This window comes from Nocardia sp. IFM 10818, from assembly GCF_054655275.1.
This window is the reverse complement of sequence record NZ_BAAHJH010000001.1, coordinates 1,473,004-1,488,378: the sequence shown is the minus strand read 5'-3', so window position 1 is coordinate 1,488,378 and position 15,375 is coordinate 1,473,004. Positions and strand designations below refer to the sequence as shown.

Annotated in this window: 16 protein-coding genes; 8 read left to right on the top strand and 8 right to left on the bottom strand. The window is 69.5% G+C overall.

Annotated elements, in window-relative coordinates:
- The first annotated feature begins 90 nt into the window (after positions 1–90).
- Positions 91–795 carry an HNH endonuclease family protein gene (locus ACYQ5L_RS06535; RefSeq protein WP_459956256.1) on the top strand — a complete coding sequence of 235 codons (705 nt, stop codon included), beginning with the start codon at positions 91–93 and terminating at the stop codon, positions 793–795.
- Here ACYQ5L_RS06535 and ACYQ5L_RS06530 read toward each other — a convergent pair.
- Positions 736–1,353 carry a TetR/AcrR family transcriptional regulator gene (locus tag ACYQ5L_RS06530; RefSeq protein ID WP_459956255.1) on the bottom strand — a complete coding sequence of 206 codons (618 nt, stop codon included), beginning with the start codon at positions 1,351–1,353 and terminating at the stop codon, positions 736–738. The genes ACYQ5L_RS06535 and ACYQ5L_RS06530 overlap by 60 nt on opposite strands.
- A gap of 81 nt (positions 1,354–1,434) precedes the next feature.
- On the opposite strand from ACYQ5L_RS06530, the gene ACYQ5L_RS06525 reads away from it, so the two are divergent.
- Positions 1,435–2,166: a class I SAM-dependent methyltransferase gene (locus ACYQ5L_RS06525; RefSeq protein ID WP_459956253.1), complete on the top strand. Its 732-nt coding sequence runs from the start codon at positions 1,435–1,437 to the stop codon at positions 2,164–2,166.
- Between the two features lie 18 nt (positions 2,167–2,184).
- Here the strand turns inward: ACYQ5L_RS06525 and ACYQ5L_RS06520 are convergent, their stop codons facing one another.
- The 3 genes from ACYQ5L_RS06520 to ACYQ5L_RS06510 form a co-directional block, all read right to left on the bottom strand.
- Positions 2,185–3,018 carry a sulfurtransferase gene (locus ACYQ5L_RS06520; protein ID WP_459956251.1) on the bottom strand — a complete coding sequence of 278 codons (834 nt, stop codon included), beginning with the start codon at positions 3,016–3,018 and terminating at the stop codon, positions 2,185–2,187.
- Between the two features lie 296 nt (positions 3,019–3,314).
- Entirely contained in the window at positions 3,315–4,550 is a 1,236-nt protein-coding gene (locus tag ACYQ5L_RS06515) for a benzoate/H(+) symporter BenE family transporter (protein ID WP_459956249.1), read from the bottom strand.
- Positions 4,551–4,630: 80 nt separating this feature from the next.
- Positions 4,631–5,179, bottom strand: a complete 549-nt coding sequence (locus tag ACYQ5L_RS06510) for an Lrp/AsnC family transcriptional regulator (protein ID WP_459956247.1) — start codon at positions 5,177–5,179, stop codon at positions 4,631–4,633.
- A 178-nt stretch (positions 5,180–5,357) separates the two neighbouring features.
- On the opposite strand from ACYQ5L_RS06510, the gene pdhA reads away from it, so the two are divergent.
- Genes pdhA through ACYQ5L_RS06495 form a run of 3 tightly spaced genes read left to right on the top strand, consistent with a single transcriptional unit; the run spans position 5,358 to position 8,902 of the window.
- Complete coding sequence (gene pdhA / locus ACYQ5L_RS06505) at positions 5,358–6,437, top strand: pyruvate dehydrogenase (acetyl-transferring) E1 component subunit alpha (protein ID WP_459956246.1); 1,080 nt, start codon at positions 5,358–5,360, stop codon at positions 6,435–6,437.
- Entirely contained in the window at positions 6,434–7,417 is a 984-nt protein-coding gene (locus ACYQ5L_RS06500; protein ID WP_459956244.1) for an alpha-ketoacid dehydrogenase subunit beta, read from the top strand. The genes pdhA and ACYQ5L_RS06500 overlap by 4 nt, the downstream gene beginning before the upstream one ends.
- 24 nt (positions 7,418–7,441) lie before the next feature.
- On the top strand, positions 7,442–8,902 hold the full coding sequence (locus ACYQ5L_RS06495; protein WP_459956242.1) for a dihydrolipoamide acetyltransferase family protein: 1,461 nt from the start codon (positions 7,442–7,444) through the stop codon (positions 8,900–8,902).
- Here the strand turns inward: ACYQ5L_RS06495 and ACYQ5L_RS06490 are convergent.
- Positions 8,899–9,342, bottom strand: coding sequence for an acyl-CoA thioesterase (locus ACYQ5L_RS06490; protein WP_459956240.1), 444 nt, complete (start codon positions 9,340–9,342; stop codon positions 8,899–8,901). The two genes, ACYQ5L_RS06495 and ACYQ5L_RS06490, sit on opposite strands and share 4 nt — an antisense overlap.
- A gap of 26 nt (positions 9,343–9,368) precedes the next feature.
- Positions 9,369–10,325, bottom strand: a complete 957-nt coding sequence (locus ACYQ5L_RS06485) for an AraC family transcriptional regulator (protein ID WP_459956238.1) — start codon at positions 10,323–10,325, stop codon at positions 9,369–9,371.
- Between the two features lie 74 nt (positions 10,326–10,399).
- Between ACYQ5L_RS06485 and ACYQ5L_RS06480 the strand changes: the two genes are divergently transcribed.
- Together ACYQ5L_RS06480 and ACYQ5L_RS06475 are read left to right on the top strand one after the other, a co-directional pair.
- Positions 10,400–11,257 carry a Rossmann-fold NAD(P)-binding domain-containing protein gene (locus ACYQ5L_RS06480; RefSeq protein WP_459956236.1) on the top strand — a complete coding sequence of 286 codons (858 nt, stop codon included), beginning with the start codon at positions 10,400–10,402 and terminating at the stop codon, positions 11,255–11,257.
- Between the two features lie 141 nt (positions 11,258–11,398).
- Positions 11,399–12,703 (top strand): MFS transporter, encoded by a 1,305-nt coding sequence (locus tag ACYQ5L_RS06475; RefSeq protein WP_459956234.1) that lies wholly within the window; start codon positions 11,399–11,401, stop codon positions 12,701–12,703.
- Between the two features lie 6 nt (positions 12,704–12,709).
- Here the strand turns inward: ACYQ5L_RS06475 and ACYQ5L_RS06470 are convergent, their stop codons facing one another.
- A complete protein-coding gene (locus tag ACYQ5L_RS06470) occupies positions 12,710–13,174 on the bottom strand; it encodes a MarR family winged helix-turn-helix transcriptional regulator (RefSeq protein ID WP_459956233.1) in 465 nt (154 codons plus the stop codon).
- A 131-nt stretch (positions 13,175–13,305) separates the two neighbouring features.
- Between ACYQ5L_RS06470 and ACYQ5L_RS06465 the strand changes: the two genes are divergently transcribed.
- Complete coding sequence (locus ACYQ5L_RS06465) at positions 13,306–14,739, top strand: MFS transporter (RefSeq protein WP_459956231.1); 1,434 nt, start codon at positions 13,306–13,308, stop codon at positions 14,737–14,739.
- On the opposite strand, the gene ACYQ5L_RS06460 is transcribed toward ACYQ5L_RS06465, so the two are convergent.
- Positions 14,736–15,374 (bottom strand): Type 1 glutamine amidotransferase-like domain-containing protein, encoded by a 639-nt coding sequence (locus ACYQ5L_RS06460; RefSeq protein ID WP_459956229.1) that lies wholly within the window; start codon positions 15,372–15,374, stop codon positions 14,736–14,738. The two genes, ACYQ5L_RS06465 and ACYQ5L_RS06460, sit on opposite strands and share 4 nt — an antisense overlap.
- Position 15,375: the final 1 nt, after the last annotated feature.

Below are 15,375 nucleotides of genomic sequence, written 5' to 3'. Positions count from 1 at the left end.
CCGCGATTCGCGGTCGGCGCGAGAAGTTCTGCGGGGTGCGAAGTTTCGTAATCGACGCGCACGATGGGCGCGGACGAGTAGATATGTGGCATGTCCATGGAGCGCGTGCTCGCACTGCTGAGCGCGGTGCTGGCCGCGCTCGTTCTTCCCGGCTGCGAGATGGTCGGCGGGCAGGTCGCGCCCGCGCCCGGCAGTCCGACGCGGGTGGAGATCGAACAGCTGCTGGCGGCTGTGCAGGTCATGCCGACGCGGCCGAATCCGGCCGGGTACGAACGTGGTTGCAAGGCGGGGCAGGGGTGCGTGTTCGGCCAGTCCTGGAGCGATGATCACGACGGGCCGGGCGGGCACGACGGCTGCGATACCCGCAACAATGTGCTGGCCCGCCAGCTCACGGAGGTGGAATTCCGGACGGGCACCAATAATTGCGTGGTGGTCGCCGGGATTCTGCAAGACCCCTATACGGGAAAACGCATCGAATTCGCGAAGGCCGAGGCGCGGAACGTGCAGATCGATCACGTCTACCCGCTGGCCGCCGCCTGGGATATGGGCGCCTCCGGCTGGCCGCTGGAGCGGCGGGTGCGCTTCGCCAACGATCTCGACTACAACCTGCTGGCGGTGGACGGGAAGACCAACGAGGACAAGAGCGACAGCACGCCCAGTGACTGGCTGCCGCCCGCGAAGGCCAATCACTGCTTCTACGCGGGGAAGTACCTGCGCGCCGCCACCCAGTACGGCCTACCCATCACCGTGGCCGACCAGGCCACGCTCCAGGGCATTGCCCGAACCTGCCCATAGCCGCTCGAACAGGCGATACGCCTCCGGGGCGGTGAGCGGGTCGCGCGTATCCATCACCGACTCCTGGAGACCGAACAGGCCCCACGACAGGAAGGTGATGGTCCCCTGCAATTCGGCGGGGTCCAGTTCCAGGCGCGCACCGAGGTGTTCGGTGAGCAGATCCGCGTACATCTGCCGGACCGACCGCAGCACAACGGCATTGGCGCGCTGGCTGATCAGCGGCCGGTAGATGTCGGGATGATCGCCGACGAGCCGGAACAGAATGGCGACCGGAGCCAGCAGCGGCACGTCGCCGTCATAGGCCGCCAGCTCGGTCGAAATCACCTCGCGCACATGCTCGGTACAGCTGACCAGCAGCAGGTCGTCCTTGTCACGGTAGTGCGCATAGAACGTGGACCGCCCCACATCGGCACGATCGATGATGTCCTGCACCGTGATCCGGGCGTAGGAGCGCTCCTTCATGAGCTCCATCAGGGCGATGTGCAGGGCCCTGCGGGTGCGCCGGACCCGGCGGTCGACCGCGCCACCGGTGCCGTCACCGGGATTTCCGGCACACATTCCGGGCCAGTGTTCGGTAAAGGACACAACCCCGGACTCTGGCTCTGGCCTGGCTTTTCTCATCCTTCGATGATTGAAGACATGACCTCCAAACCACAAGTGTCCGGAAACGAATCCGCCGTAATCGGCGACCTCATCACCTGGCCGCGTCGCTACACCCTGTTGACCGATCTCATCTTCCTCGGCCGCACCGGCGCAGTGCTCCGGCAACTCGCCGACGCCAGCGGAGCGCGCCCGGGTGACCGCGTTGTCGATATCGGCAGCGGTCCGGGCCGGTTGGCGCGCGAACTGGCGCGGCGCGTCGGGCCGCAGGGCTCCGTGCTCGGCATCGACCCCTCCCGGCCGATGGTCGACCACGCCCGCAAGGGCGCGCCCGCCAACTGCCGCTTCGAACTCGGTGCGGCGCAGTCGCTCACCCTGCCCGACGCCACCGCCGACGTCGTCACCTCGACATTCGTCATGCACCACATTCCCGAGAGTGAGCGCGCCAATGCGCTGGCGGCCATGTTCCGGGTCCTGCGCCCGGGCGGACGGTTGCTGCTGGTCGACGCCGATCCCAGCAGCGGTCTGCACGGTGCCGCCCTGCGTGTCCTGGGGAAGCTGTTCGCCCTGCGCCGGCACGGCGGCCATACGCACGGCGGCCACACGCACGGTGCGCGCGGCCACCACGGGCATGAAACCGGAATGGACTCGCTGGATTCGGTCGACGTCAACCGCTACCGGACGCCATTGACCGAAATCGGCTTCACCGGCCTGGAATTCCGCACCGGCCGCTACTCGACGGGCCTGCTCACCGCGGTCAAACCGGAGTGATCCGGCGGCGGGCTCCGATCAGGCCGGATCGGGGCCCGTGGCGACCGGGCGCTTCGGATCGTTGGACCACTGCGACCACGATCCCGGATACAGCGACGCCTCGATGCCCGCCGCCGCCAGCGCGGCCACCTGGTGGGCGGCGGTCACGCCGGACCCGCAGTACACCGCCACCGGCCCCGTGCCGAATCCCTCGAAGCGGGAACGCAATTCGTCGGCGGTCTTGAAATATCCGTCCGCGGTGAGGTTCTCGGCGGTCGGCGCGCTCACCGCACCCGGAATGTGCCCGGCGCGCGGATCGACCGGCTCGACCTCACCGCGGTAGCGCTCCCCCGCCCGCGCGTCCAGCAGCGGGCCCTGCCATCCGGCGGCCGCGTCGGCGTCGATGACCGGCATATTGCCCGGGCTCAGCACCACATCGCCGGGCTCGGGATCGGGTTCCTCGCCCGCGATCACCTTGCCCCCGGCGCGCTCCCACGCCGGCAGTCCGCCATCGAGAATCGAAACATCCTGCACCCCGGCCCATTTGAGCAACCACCAGGCCCGCGCCGCCGCCATCCCGCCGGTGGCGTCGTAGACCACCACGGCATCCCCGCCGCGGATTCCCCAGCTGCGCGCGCACTTCTGCAGGTGCGCCACCTCCGGCATCGGATGCCTGCCCTTGGCGGGCGAGGCCGGCGCGGCCAGCTCGGTCTCCATATCCACGAACACCGCGCCCGGAATATGCCCGTCCAGGTAGTGCTGCGGACCGTCCGGGTCCCCCAGCGCCCATCGCACATCCAGCAGCCGCACCGGCGAGCCCCCATTCGCCAGCCGCTCCCGCAGGTCCTCCGCCGAGATAAGCACCGCGCTCAAGCCAACTCCTCTTCGAAGATTCCACCACCCGAAACCGACGCCCCAACCCTACGCAGCGCACCGCGCCACGCACACCGACACACGTCCACCCGCCGAAGAGCTCTCGCGCGCGGGAAGAGACGCTGCCGCCATCCCGGCATACCGCCCGCGCCCCACCCTGCCTTCCGCGCTCGTCACCCGGCAACCGCCACCATCGGGCGGCCTGCCGGTTGTCGTCCCGGCGCGGTGTCGGGCCGGACCGCTGCCCGCCGGGCGAATTCCGGCCACGAGCGCGCCGGAATGACGAGGGGAGGGCTCTATCGCTTGCCGGTGGCGGGCACTGCGGTGACGGAGGCCGGGCGCAGCAGCCAGCGGACGAGCAGGCCCGCGACCAAGGCCCAGAACGCCGCGCCGATCCCGAGGAGGGTGACGCCGGAGGCGGCGACCAGGAAGGTGAGGGCGGCGGCGGAGCGATGCTCGGCCGGGGCGAGCGCCGCGGTCAGGGCGGCGGCGAGGGTGGCGATGAGGGCCAGGCCCGCAACGGTTTCCAGCACGCCCTCCGGGGCGGCGGCGACCAGGGTGACCAGCGCGCCGGAGGCCAGGGCCAGCAGCAGGTAGGCGAAACCCGCTGTGCTGGCGGCGATCCAGCGACGCTTGGGGTCCGGATGCGCGGACGGGGCGGCCGAGAGGGCGGCGCTGATGGCGGCCAGATTGATGGCGTGCCCGCCGGCCGGAGCGCCCAGCATGGTGCCGAGACCGGTGACCGTCATGGCGGCGCGCCACGGCACCTTGTAGTCGAAGGTGCTCATGACCGCGGTGCCCGGAATGTTCTGGGCGGCCATGGTGACGATGTAGAGCGGCACCGCCACGCCGATCAGCGCCTGCCAGCTCCAGTGCGGGACGGTCAATTCGATGCGCGGCACCATGGCCGTCACGTCGACGCTGCGATGTGTGACGGCGATATCGATGCCCGCGCCCACCGCGGCCACCGCGAAGGCGGCCAGCACCGCCCAGCGCGCGGCGAACTTCTGCAGCACCAGCCAGGTGAGAATGACCGGGACCACCACCGCCGGGCTGACGGTCAGCGCCGCGAGGGGCGCCAGGCACATGGGCAGCAGCACGCCGGCCAGCATGGCCTGCGCGATCTCCGCCGGAATGGCCGCGATGAGCGCGCCGAGCCGCTGCCAGAACCCGGTCAGCACAATGAGAGCACCCGCCACCGCGAACGCGCCCACCGCCGCGGGCCAGCCGCCGGCGACCAGGCCCGTGCTCGCCAGCAGCGCCGCGCCGGGCGTGGACCAGGCCAGTGTGATGGGCATCCGATAGCGGCGGCTGAGCACCAGCATGCCGACGGCCTGGGTCACACAGACCGCGAGCAGGCCCGAGGCCGCCTGCGCCGAAGTCGCCCCCATGGCGGTCAAACCGGCCAGGACCACCGCGAACGAGCTCGTGAAACCGACCAGCGCCGTGACGATTCCGGCTCCGATGGGCTGGCCGATCCCGGCCCTGGGCGGACTGTCAATAGCCGGATCGCCGGTGGTGGTTGTGCTCATCGGGCAATCGTCGCGGTCCAGTGGCCGTCAGGTCAGCGGCCAATCCATCGAAACTGGACTGAATTTCGCGCCCGGCTCGCTCAGCGCTCGGCCCGATCGATATCGGGCGGCACCATGCGGAAGGACTCGTTCGCGGGCGCGGCCCCGGCGAGCCGGTCGAGCAGCGGCGCGGTGCGGGGAGCGACCAGCGAACGCATGACCAGCGCCATATTGGTGCGCTCCACCCCCGGGATCTTCAGGATCCGCCCGGTGATCCGGTACAGATCGTCGGCATCCTGGGCCACCACCCGCACGGTGAGATCGGTCGGCCCGGTCATACCGCAGACCTCGGTGACCTCCGGGATCTCCGCCAGTTCCGCCACCACGGCGTCGAGTTGATGCTGATCCACGACCACGGCCACGAAGGCCGCCAGGGGATAACCGAGGGCGCGCGGATCCACGCGCCGTTCGAAGCTGGCCAGCACCCCGTTGGCCTCCCAGCGAGCCAGCCTGGCCTGCACGGTGTTTCGGGACAGCCCCAGCCGGGCGGCCAGTTCGACGCCGGTGGCGCGGGGGTTGGCGACGAGCTCCAGCAACAATCGGGCATCCGTGGCGTCCACCGAGCCGGTGATCGGTTCCCTGCTGCTCATGGGGATCAGTATGACACTGCTCCGGGGCCTCGAAACGCGCATTCTGCACAGTTGCCGTGTCGATGCTTGCGCATCGCGCCCAGCGGAGGATGCTGTGTGGTACAGGACACAATGCATCGCTCACGGGACACAATCCCCCGGCGATAACCGTGTATCCGGTGCTCGAGGAGGCGAACCCATGCCCGAGAAGAACACCTACCCGGTGCAATTGATACAGCCAGACGGCCGCCGCGTATTCGATCGCGCGCACGTCCCCCTGGTCGCCGATATCGACGGCGACGACCTGCGCACGCTCTTCACCGATATGACCGTCGCCCGGCGCATCGACACCGAGGCAACCGCCCTGCAACGCCAGGGGCAGCTCGGCCTGTGGCCGCCGCTGCTGGGCCAGGAGGCCGCGCAGATCGGTTCCGTGCACGCCCTGCGCCCCGACGATTATGTCTTCTGCAGTTACCGCGAAGCCGGTGTCGCCTATGTCCGGGGCGTACCGCCGGAACAGCTCACCAGACTCTGGCGCGGGGTGGCCCACTCCTGCTGGGACGCCGACGCGGTCAAGATGACCAATCCCGCCATCGTGGTCGGCGCGCAGGGCTTGCACGCCACCGGCTACGCCTACGCGGCCCATCTCGAAGGCTCCGAGATCGCCACCATCGCCTACTTCGGCGACGGCGCCACCAGCCAGGGCGATATCGCCGAGGCGCTGGGCTTCGCCGCGACCTGGGGCGCGCCGGTGGTGTTCTTCTGCCAGAACAATCACTGGGCCATCAGCGCCCCGGTCCGCACCCAGAGCCCGACCCCGCTCGCCAATCGCGCCCTCGGCTACGGGATTCCCGGTGTACAGGTCGACGGCAACGACGTCCTGGCCGTGCTGGCGGTCACCCGGCAGGCGGTGATCCGCGCCCGGTCCGGCGGCGGGCCGTCGTTCATCGAGGCCATCACCTATCGCATGGGCCCGCACACCACCGCCGACGATCCGACCCGCTACCGCACCGCCGCCGAACTCGAGCTGTGGCAGCGCCGCGATCCCATCGACCGCCTGCGCCGGCTATTGGAGCGGGAAGGACTGTGGGACAGCGCTTTCGAGCAAGAGGTGACCGCGGTCTCCGATGATGTCGCCAAACGACTGCGCGGGGCGACCCTCGCCATGCCCGATCCCGAGCCCATGGAGTTGTTCGAGCACGTCTACTCCACCCCGCACCGGCTCGTCGAGCAGGAACGCCGCGAGTACGCCGACTACCTGGAGGGAGCGCGGTCATGAAGACGACATTCGCGGGCGCCATCAACTTCGGGTTGCGCCGAGCGCTCGAGGATGATCCCAAGGTCGTCCTGATGGGCGAGGACATCGGCCGGCTCGGCGGCGTCTTCCGGGTCACCGACACGCTGCAGAAGGATTTCGGCAACAACCGGGTCATCGATACGCCGCTGGCCGAATCCGGAATCGTGGGAACGGCTTTCGGAATGGCCCTGCGCGGTTTGCGCCCGGTCTGTGAAATCCAGTTCGACGGGTTCGTGTATCCGGCATTCGATCAGATCGTGTGCCAGGTGGCGAAAATCCACTATCGCACCCAGGGCAAGGTGGTCGCGCCGATCACCATTCGCATTCCGTGCGGCGGCGGCATCGGATCGGTGGAACACCATTCCGAATCGCCCGAAGCGTATTTCGCGCACACCGCGGGATTGCGGGTGGTCTCGCCGAGCAATCCGGCCGACGCGTATCTGATGATCCGGCAGTCCATCGCACTCGACGATCCGGTGATCTTCTTCGAACCCAAGCGCCGCTATTGGGACAAGGCCGACGTGGACTTCGATCTGCTCGATCACGGCGGCGGCCTCGCCCTGGACCAGGCGCGGGTCTGCACCAGCGGGGAGGACGCCACGGTCGTCGCCTACGGCGGCACCGTCGCCACCGCGCTCACCGCCGCCGATATCGCCGCCCACGAAGGGCATTCGCTGGAAGTGATCGATCTGCGCAGTCTCTCGCCCATTGATTTCGACACCATCGAAACCTCCGTGCGCAAGACCGGCCGATTGATCGTCGTGCACGAGGCGCCGGTATTCGGCGGGCTCGGCGCGGAAATCGCGGCCCGCGTCACCGAACGCTGCTTCTATCAATTGGAGGCCCCCGTCCTGCGCGTCGGCGGCTTCGACATCCCCTATCCCCCGGCTAAACTCGAACGGCATCACCTGCCCGACCCCGACCGCATTCTCGCCGCGGTCGACCACACGCTCGCCGCATAACGGTCCAGGCACGGAGGAAGCTCGGTGGAAGATCAGCAGCAGGTCATGGAATTCCGATTGCCGGACCTCGGGGAGGGATTGGCCGACGCCGAATTGGTGTCGTGGGCGGTGCGAGTCGGCGATACCGTCGAGCTGAACCAGACCATTGCCGATGTGGAGACCGCCAAAGCGCAGGTGTCGCTGCCGTGCCCATTCGAGGGGACCGTGCTGGAACTGCTGGCCGAGCCCGGGGACACCGTGCTGGTGGGCACGCCGCTGATCCGGGTGGGCGTGGCGGCCGAGACCGCTGCCGCCCCGGCGGAGTCCGCTGCCGCCCCGGCGGAGTCCGCGACTGCCGCGAGTGGCGTGGCCGGGTCCGCCAAGACGGCGGCCGAACGGCAGTCGGTGCTCGTGGGCTACGGACCCGACAGCGAACCGGTCTCCCGGCGCGCCCGCGCGGCGGCCGCGCGGGCGGCCGCGCCGGAGCCGGAATCCGCGCTGTCCAACGGCACTGCGGACATCGCCCCGCCACCCGAATCCGCCACCCGCAGCGCCGGTTCCGGCTTCGACGACGACCGCATGCGGCTCGCCCGCCCCGCCGCCACCCCGGGCGCGCGCAAGCTGGCGCGCGAGATCGGCGTCGATCTGGCGAGCATCACCGGAACCGGGCCGGACGGCGCGGTCACCGTGGACGATCTGCACGGGGCGCGCCGGGAACCGCCGGCCGCCGACCACATTCCGATCCACACCGCACCGCCGGTATCGCCCATGCGCGCCCCGGCCGGTGTGCGCCCGGCGGCCTCCGAACGCGAAACCCGCACGCCCATCAGCGGAATCCGCAAGCGCACGGCCGCGGCCATGGTGGCCAGCGCCCAGCACATTCCGCAGGCCAGCACATTCGTCACCACCGATTTCACCGGCTCGATGGAGCTGCTGGATCATCTGCGCGCCACACCCACCTTCGCCGGGCTGACGCTCACCCCGCTGGCCCTGGTCGCCAAGGCGACGCTGGTGGCGCTGAGCGAGTTCCCCGAGATCAATTCGTACTGGGACGAATCCAATCAGGAGATCGTCACCAAGCACTACGTGAATCTCGGCATCGCCGTGGCGACCGAGCGCGGGCTGCTGGTGCCGAATCTGAAGGAGGCGCAGGGCCTGAGCCTGCGCGACCTGTGCCAGGAGATCGGGCGGGTGGCCGAGCTGGCGCGCGGCGGCGCCGCCACTCCGGCCGACCTCACCGGCGGCACCTTCACCATTACCAATGTGGGCGTATTCGGCGTGGATACCGGTGTGCCCCTGGTGAATCCGGGCGAGGCGGCCATTCTGTGCCTGGGCTCGATCCGCAAGCGCCCGTGGGTGCACCGCGACGAACTCGCCGTGCGCTGGGTGACCACCCTGGGCCTGAGCTTCGATCACCGCATGATCGACGGCGAGCAGGGCTCCCGCTTCCTGGCGAGTGTGGCCGCGCTGCTGGAGGATCCGCTGACCCTGTTGGGCCGGGTCTAGCTCTCCGCGCCGGCGGTGACCACCAAAGGCGCCGCGGCGGTGCGAATGATCTCCGGAATCGGGATGGGCTTACGGGTCTCATTGTCCACGTAGACGTGGGTGAAGGTGCCGGTGGCGGCCAGCTCCAGGGCGTCGCCGGCCTCGCGGAAGATGGCCAGCTCGTAGTTGATGCTCGAATTGCCCAGGCGCGCGATGCGAATGCCCACCCGCAGCTGGTCCGGGAAGCTGAGCGAGCCCAGGAACTTGCAGGAGGTCTGCGCCACCACGCCGATGGCGGGCAGCTCGCGGATGTCCACCCCGGTGGCGTGGATCAGCCACGCGTTCACAGCCGTGTCGAAGTAGCTGTAATAGGTCACATTGTTGACGTGCCCGTAGTGGTCGTTGTCCGCCCAGCGCGTCGGCACCGGCCACAGCACGGGGTAGTACTCATCCTGCGTCACCCTGCCGACGATAGCGGGCGGTGATCTCAGGCCGAGCGCTGGTCGGTGGCGTTGCGGTGATCGCGCGGGCTGATGCCGTAGTGGCGCTTGAACGCCGTACTCAGGGCGAAGGCGCTGCCGTAGCCGACCCGGCGGGCAATGGCCTCCAGGGTGGCGTCGGATTCGTGCAGCAGGTCGGCGGCCAGCGCCAGCCGCCAATCGGTGAGAAAGGCCATCGGGGGCTCGCCGACCAGTTCGGTGAACCGGCGGGCCAGGGCCGCGCGCGACACGCCGACCTCGGACGCCAGCGAGGCGACGGTCCAGGCGTGGGCCGGATTGTGCTGCATGAGGCGCAGGGCCTTGCCGACCAGCGGATCGCCGTAGGCGTGGTACCAGGCCGGGGCGTCGGCGCGGGAGAACCAGGCTCGCAGCGTCGCGATGAGCAGCAGGTCGAGCAGGCGGTCCAGCATGGCGCCCTGGGCGGGCAGGTCCTTGGCCGCCTCGTCGACGAGCAGGTCCAGCACCCGGTCGTCGATATCGCCGCGGCTGAGCACGGCAATGGGCGGCAGGGCGCGCAGCAGCCGGCGGCTGGCCGCCGATTCCTGCTCGTAGGTGCCGGTGACCAGCACCGTCGCCGCGTCGGCGCTGGTGCCCCAGCTGCGAATGCCCAGGCTGAGGGTCTCGCAGAGCACCTCGCCCGCGGGCGTCATGGTGATCTGGCCGGGGTGGATGATCACCTGCGGCTCGGTGCCCGGATCGTCGGCGACGGTGTAGTGGTCCGGCCCGCGGAACAGCGCGATATCGCCGGTGCGTAGTTGCCGCGGGGGTAGCTGCTTGCCGCCCTTGGCGTCCGGGATGATCCAGCCGCCGCCGCGCACCACGGCCACCAGGGTCAGCGGGGCCTCGTCGCGGATACGCAGCGACCAGGGCGGATCGAAACAACTCCGCATGACGAACGCCGACCGTGCGCGTGGTCCTTCGAGCAGGCTGGCCAACGCATCCATACCCAAGACGATGGCAAATGTGGCCGCGCTTCTCAACCATGTTCGCGCGCACCGAATCTCGGTGTACTGGGGATATGACCACCAAAGGCACCGTGAACAGCGAGAATCCGGTTCTCGTACTCGGCGGCACCGGTAAGACCGGCAGCCTCGTCGCCGCCGGGCTGACCGCCCGCGGCGTGCGGGTACGGCTCGGATCGCGCCGCGCGGACATCCCCTTCGACTGGACCGACCGGAGCACCTGGGCGCCGGCGCTCAGCGGCATCGACGCCGTCTACCTGTCCTACCAGCCGGATCTCGCGGTGCCGGGCGCACCCGCCGATATCAAGCGCTTCACCACCGCGGCCGCGGCCGCGGGTGTGCGGCGGGTGGTGTTGCTGTCCGGGCGCGGTGAGCCCGAGGCGCTGGAATGCGAGGGGATCGTGCGGGATTCGGGTCTGGCCGCCACCGTCGTGCGGTGTTCGTGGTTCGCGCAGAACTTCGGCACCGGCCAGTGGGCCGAAGACATCCGCCATGGGGCGATGCTGCTGCCGTGCGGAGATGTGCCGGAACCCTTCGTGGACGCCCGTGATGCGGCCGAGGTGGCGGTGGCCGCGCTGATCGGGGACGGGCATGCCGGACAGGTCTACGAGCTGACCGGTCCGCGCGCCCTCACCCTCGCCGAGGCGATCGCGGAGATCTCGCGGGCGACCCGGCGGGCGATAGCCTTCCGCTCGCCCGGGCGGATGGATTTCGTGGCGCTGCTGACCGCCTCCGGGCGGCCCGCCGATGAAGTCAGCCTGCTGGACTATCTGTTCGGAACGCTGTTCGACGGGCGCAACTCGCAACCCACCGACGGGGTGCGCCGGGCCCTGGGACGCGAGCCCCGGGACTTCACCGATTATGTCCGCGACGTGGCGCTTTCCGGTGTCTGGGCGGCGCCGGCGCACGCATAACTTGTCGGTGGCGGGGCATACAATCGATACGAAACAGGTTGGAAACTAAAAGATTCGGATCCCCACCCGGAGCGTCGGCGAAGCCGCTCGCGGGAGTGGGAAACGAGGAGATACCGGTTCCGGGCCGGTAGCGTCGTACCGATGGCCGCTACAACGCCTGCTCCTCCGATCCGAATCGCCCGGGTGGCCCTGTTTCTGATCTTCGGCCTCAATGGTTTGCTGTCGGCGATCTGGATCGTGCACATCCCGGCCGTGACCCAGCGGACCGGGGTATCGCACAGCACCCTGGGCATGCTCCTGCTGCTCATGGCCGCCGCCGCCATTGCGGGCATGCAGGCGGCGGGACCCCTGGCGGACCGGTTCGGCAGCCGCGCCCTCACCACCGCGGCCGCCGCCGGATTGTCGGTCACGCTGCTCGGCCTCGGCTACGCCACGTCCACCGCCGCCCTCGCAATCGCCTTGCTGGCCTATGGTTTCTGCAACGGCGCACTCGACGTCTCGATGAACGCCCAAGCCGTCGTCGTGGAACGCGCCTACCCCCGTCCCATCATGTCGGCCTTCCACGCCTGGTTCTCCCTGGGCGGCCTGCTGGGCGCGATGGCGGGAGCCGCCGCCCAGCGCGCCGACTGGAATATTCACACCACCTTCGCCGTATCCACCGCGGGCGGCTTGGCCGTGGTCGCCGCCTGCGCGCCGCGCTTGCTGGCGCATGTCGCCCACGACGGCCGCGAACCGCAGCCCGCCGCGGAAATGGCGGGCGCACATCCCGACCCGGAATGGAAACCGCTCCCCTACGGCGACGCCGTCCCCAGCGAGCATTCGGTCGCGGACCCACCCGCCGCGCGCGGCACGACGCCTGCGGGCCGCCGCTCGGTTCTCACGGTGTCGCGAAAAGTGCTCGTACTGGGCGCCATCGCGTTCGCGTTGTTGATGGCGGAGGGCGTGGCCGCCGACTGGAGCGCGCTGCAACTGCAAGATCGCCTGAACGTGGACACCGCCACCGCCGCGCTGGCCTTCGCCGCCTTCTCCACCACCATGACCCTCGGCCGCCTCGGCGCCGATCGAGTCAGCGGCCGGTTCGGGCGCGTGGCCGTCGTGCGCTGGGGCACCCTGCTGGCCGCCTTCGGTTTCACCCTGATCGTCGTATCCCCGTGGCTGCCCTTGACTCTGGCCGGATGGGCGTTGTGCGGAATCGGCCTGTCAGGCGGAGTGCCGCAGGTCTTCACGGCCGCCGGGAATCTGGGGTCGTCCGCCTCCGCGACCGATATGTCGCGGGTGTTCGGGCTCGGCTATGTGGGCCTGCTCGCCGGTCCGGCCATTATCGGCTGGCTGACCAAGCTCATGCCGCTGACCATGGCCATGACGCTGCCGCTCATCACAATGCTCTTGTGCGCCTGGGGCGCTCGCGCGGTCGCGGCCCCCGACCCGGCGCGGGCGCAGGAATAGCCCGGATCAGGACGGCCGGTCGCGGACGAAGGCCAGCGGCGAGCGCGGGCCGAGATCGCCGGCCTGCTCGGCATGGTCGAGGAAGGCGTCGACCATGCGGTGATTGAGCACCGCGAGGGCCTTCAGGTCCTCGGAGCTCCACTCGGACAGGGCTTCTCGCATCCACTCGCGCATGACATCGCGGATGGAGTCGACGGCCCGGCGGCCGTCGGCGGTCGGGCTGACGCGCTGGGCCCGGCGATCGTCCGGATCGGGCACGCGCTCGACGAAGCCGGATTTCTCGAGGCGCTGGATCTGGCGGCTCACGTGCGGCGCCTCGACATCGAGGCGAACGGCCAGCTCGCCGAGCCGCATGGGCTCGGGCGCGTCGGCGAGCAGTCGGAGCAGCGGCACGCTGGCACGATCGATCTTGATGCCGCATTTGGTCATGGCCCGGTCGTGCCGCCGCACCCGCGTGAGCAGGTAGGACACCCTAGCGAGCGCACGTTCGAGCTCCACTATGTGACCTGCGTCAATGTTGGGGCCGATGGCTTCCGGGGGCGGCATGTGGTTATCTTACGAAATCCATTTACTTAATTTCGGTAAGTAACCCGAGGAATTCTATGACTTCGACCGCAGTCGGTCCGGGCGTCGGCGCCGGCACCGACGAACGCCCCCAGGTTCATCTCGGCCTGACCCTGCTCGCGCTGTGCGCGGCCGGTCTGGTCGTCTCGCTCCAGCAGACCGTCGTCATTCCGCTGCTGCCGCGCATGATCACCCAGCTGCACACCGACGTCTCCGGCGTCACCTGGCTGTTCACCGCCGCGCTGCTCACCGGCGCGGTCGCCACTCCCCTGCTGTCGCGCTTCGGCGACATGTACGGCAAGAAGCCGATGGTCATGGTGGCCATGGGGCTGCTCATCGCCGGCTCGGTGGTCTGCGCCTTCGCGGACTCGCTCGGCGTCTATATCGCCGGGCGCGCCCTGCAGGGCACCTCGGCGGCCATGATCCCGCTGGCCATCGGCATCATTCGCGATGCCTTCCCGCGTGAGCGCCTGGTCGGGGCCATCGGCATCGTCTCCGGCACCATGGGCGTCGGCGGCACTGTCGGCCTGCTGGTCACCGGCGTCATCGCCGACCACACCCAGGATCCGCACCCGGTGTTCTGGCTGACCGCCGGGCTCGGTGTCGTGGCCGCGGTGCTGATTCAAGTGAGCGCCAAGAACAATGGCGTGCGGCACGGCGGCAAGCCCGACTTCCTCGGCGCGGCGCTGCTGGCCGGACTGCTGGTGAGCCTGCTGCTCGGCATCAGCCAGGGCCCGCGCTGGGGCTGGGGATCCGGTTCGGTGCTGGGACTTTTCGGCATCGCGGCCGTGCTCACCGCCATCTGGGTGGTCGTCGAGCTGAAGGTGGAGCAGCCGCTGGTGCGGCTGCAACTGCTGGTCGGGCCGCAGTCGCTGTCGGCGAATATCGCCTCGGCGCTGCTCGGCTTCGCCATGTTCGGATCCTTCACGCTCATCTCGAATTTCATTCAGACACCGGCGGACAAGGTCGGCTACGGCCTGTCGGGTTCGGTGCTCGCGGTCGGTCTGTACGGCATTCCGAGCGCGGCGCTGATGACGTTCTTCTCGTTCCGCACCGGGCGGATCGCGGCGAAGATCGGACCGGCGTACACCCTCGCCATCGGCTCGGCCTTCGCCGGGCTGTCCATGGCCTGGCTGACGTTCTCCCATGCGCACGGCTACGACATGATCATCGCGAATGTGCTGCAGGGCACCGGCTTCGGCATCGGCTACGCGGCGCTGGGCACGCTGGCGGTGCAGCACGTGCCCATGAGCGAGAGCGGGATCGCCTCCGGCATCAACTCGCTGGTGCGCACCGCGGGCGGCAGTATCGCGGGCGCGATCACCGCCTCGATCCTGTCGGCGCACGTCATCGCCGATACCAAGGTGCCGACGCTGGATTCCTATGTGGCCAGCTTCGCCATCCTGTCCGTCGGCGCGTTCGGGGCCGCCGCCGTCGCCCTCGGGCACGGCCTGCGGCACAAGGGCCACTAGGTCAGCACGTCGAGGCGCTCGCCGTCGACCACCACCGCATGGTCGTCGGTGAGCGCCCAGTGCCGGATTCCGGCGGCGGCGTAGTCGCGCACCAGTTTCCGGGACAGTCCCTCCGGATCGGTGGGCGAATCCAGGTGCGGGACGATCGGCCGATCCACCAAACCCAGTCCGTCCCAGAGCGGTTCGATGCCGCAGGCGGTCCGGACCTCCTCCGGATCGTCCATGGATTCCAGCCCGTGCAGATCGGGGGTCATGACGCAGGCGCCGGCGCTGTAGCCCGCGTAGACCAGCGCATCCGCGGCCAGCAGGCGTTTCAGCACGACATCGGCGCCGCTGCGGGCGAATTGGGCGCGCAGCACGAAGGTATTGCCGCCGCGCACCCACACCATGGGGAATTGCGCCAGCGTGCGCTCCAGCTCCGCGCTCCGGCCCACATATTCCCGCAGATCGACGACCTCCGGCTGGAAACCCAGGCGGCGCAAGGGGAACAGATCACTGGCCACCGCGCTCTGCCAGGCCGAGGGCCAGGCGTCGCAGGCATTGGCGATGACCGCGACCCGGCCCGGCTCGCCCACCATGGCGAGCAGGCGGGCCTGGTGCGCACCGAAACGGTAGCTGGACAGGAACAGTCGCACC

Coding starts and splice junctions, on each gene's coding strand:
- ACYQ5L_RS06465 (WP_459956231.1), top strand. CDS start 13,306: ATGACTTCGACCGCAGTCGGTCCGGGCGTCGGCGCCGGCACCGACGAA.
- ACYQ5L_RS06515 (WP_459956249.1), bottom strand. CDS start 4,550: ATGAGCACAACCACCACCGGCGATCCGGCTATTGACAGTCCGCCCAGG.
- ACYQ5L_RS06485 (WP_459956238.1), bottom strand. CDS start 10,325: ATGGATGCGTTGGCCAGCCTGCTCGAAGGACCACGCGCACGGTCGGCG.
- ACYQ5L_RS06475 (WP_459956234.1), top strand. CDS start 11,399: ATGGCCGCTACAACGCCTGCTCCTCCGATCCGAATCGCCCGGGTGGCC.
- ACYQ5L_RS06530 (WP_459956255.1), bottom strand. CDS start 1,353: ATGTGTGCCGGAAATCCCGGTGACGGCACCGGTGGCGCGGTCGACCGC.
- ACYQ5L_RS06525 (WP_459956253.1), top strand. CDS start 1,435: ATGACCTCCAAACCACAAGTGTCCGGAAACGAATCCGCCGTAATCGGC.
- ACYQ5L_RS06510 (WP_459956247.1), bottom strand. CDS start 5,179: ATGAGCAGCAGGGAACCGATCACCGGCTCGGTGGACGCCACGGATGCC.
- ACYQ5L_RS06500 (WP_459956244.1), top strand. CDS start 6,434: ATGAAGACGACATTCGCGGGCGCCATCAACTTCGGGTTGCGCCGAGCG.
- pdhA (WP_459956246.1), top strand. CDS start 5,358: ATGCCCGAGAAGAACACCTACCCGGTGCAATTGATACAGCCAGACGGC.
- ACYQ5L_RS06535 (WP_459956256.1), top strand. CDS start 91: ATGTCCATGGAGCGCGTGCTCGCACTGCTGAGCGCGGTGCTGGCCGCG.
- ACYQ5L_RS06480 (WP_459956236.1), top strand. CDS start 10,400: ATGACCACCAAAGGCACCGTGAACAGCGAGAATCCGGTTCTCGTACTC.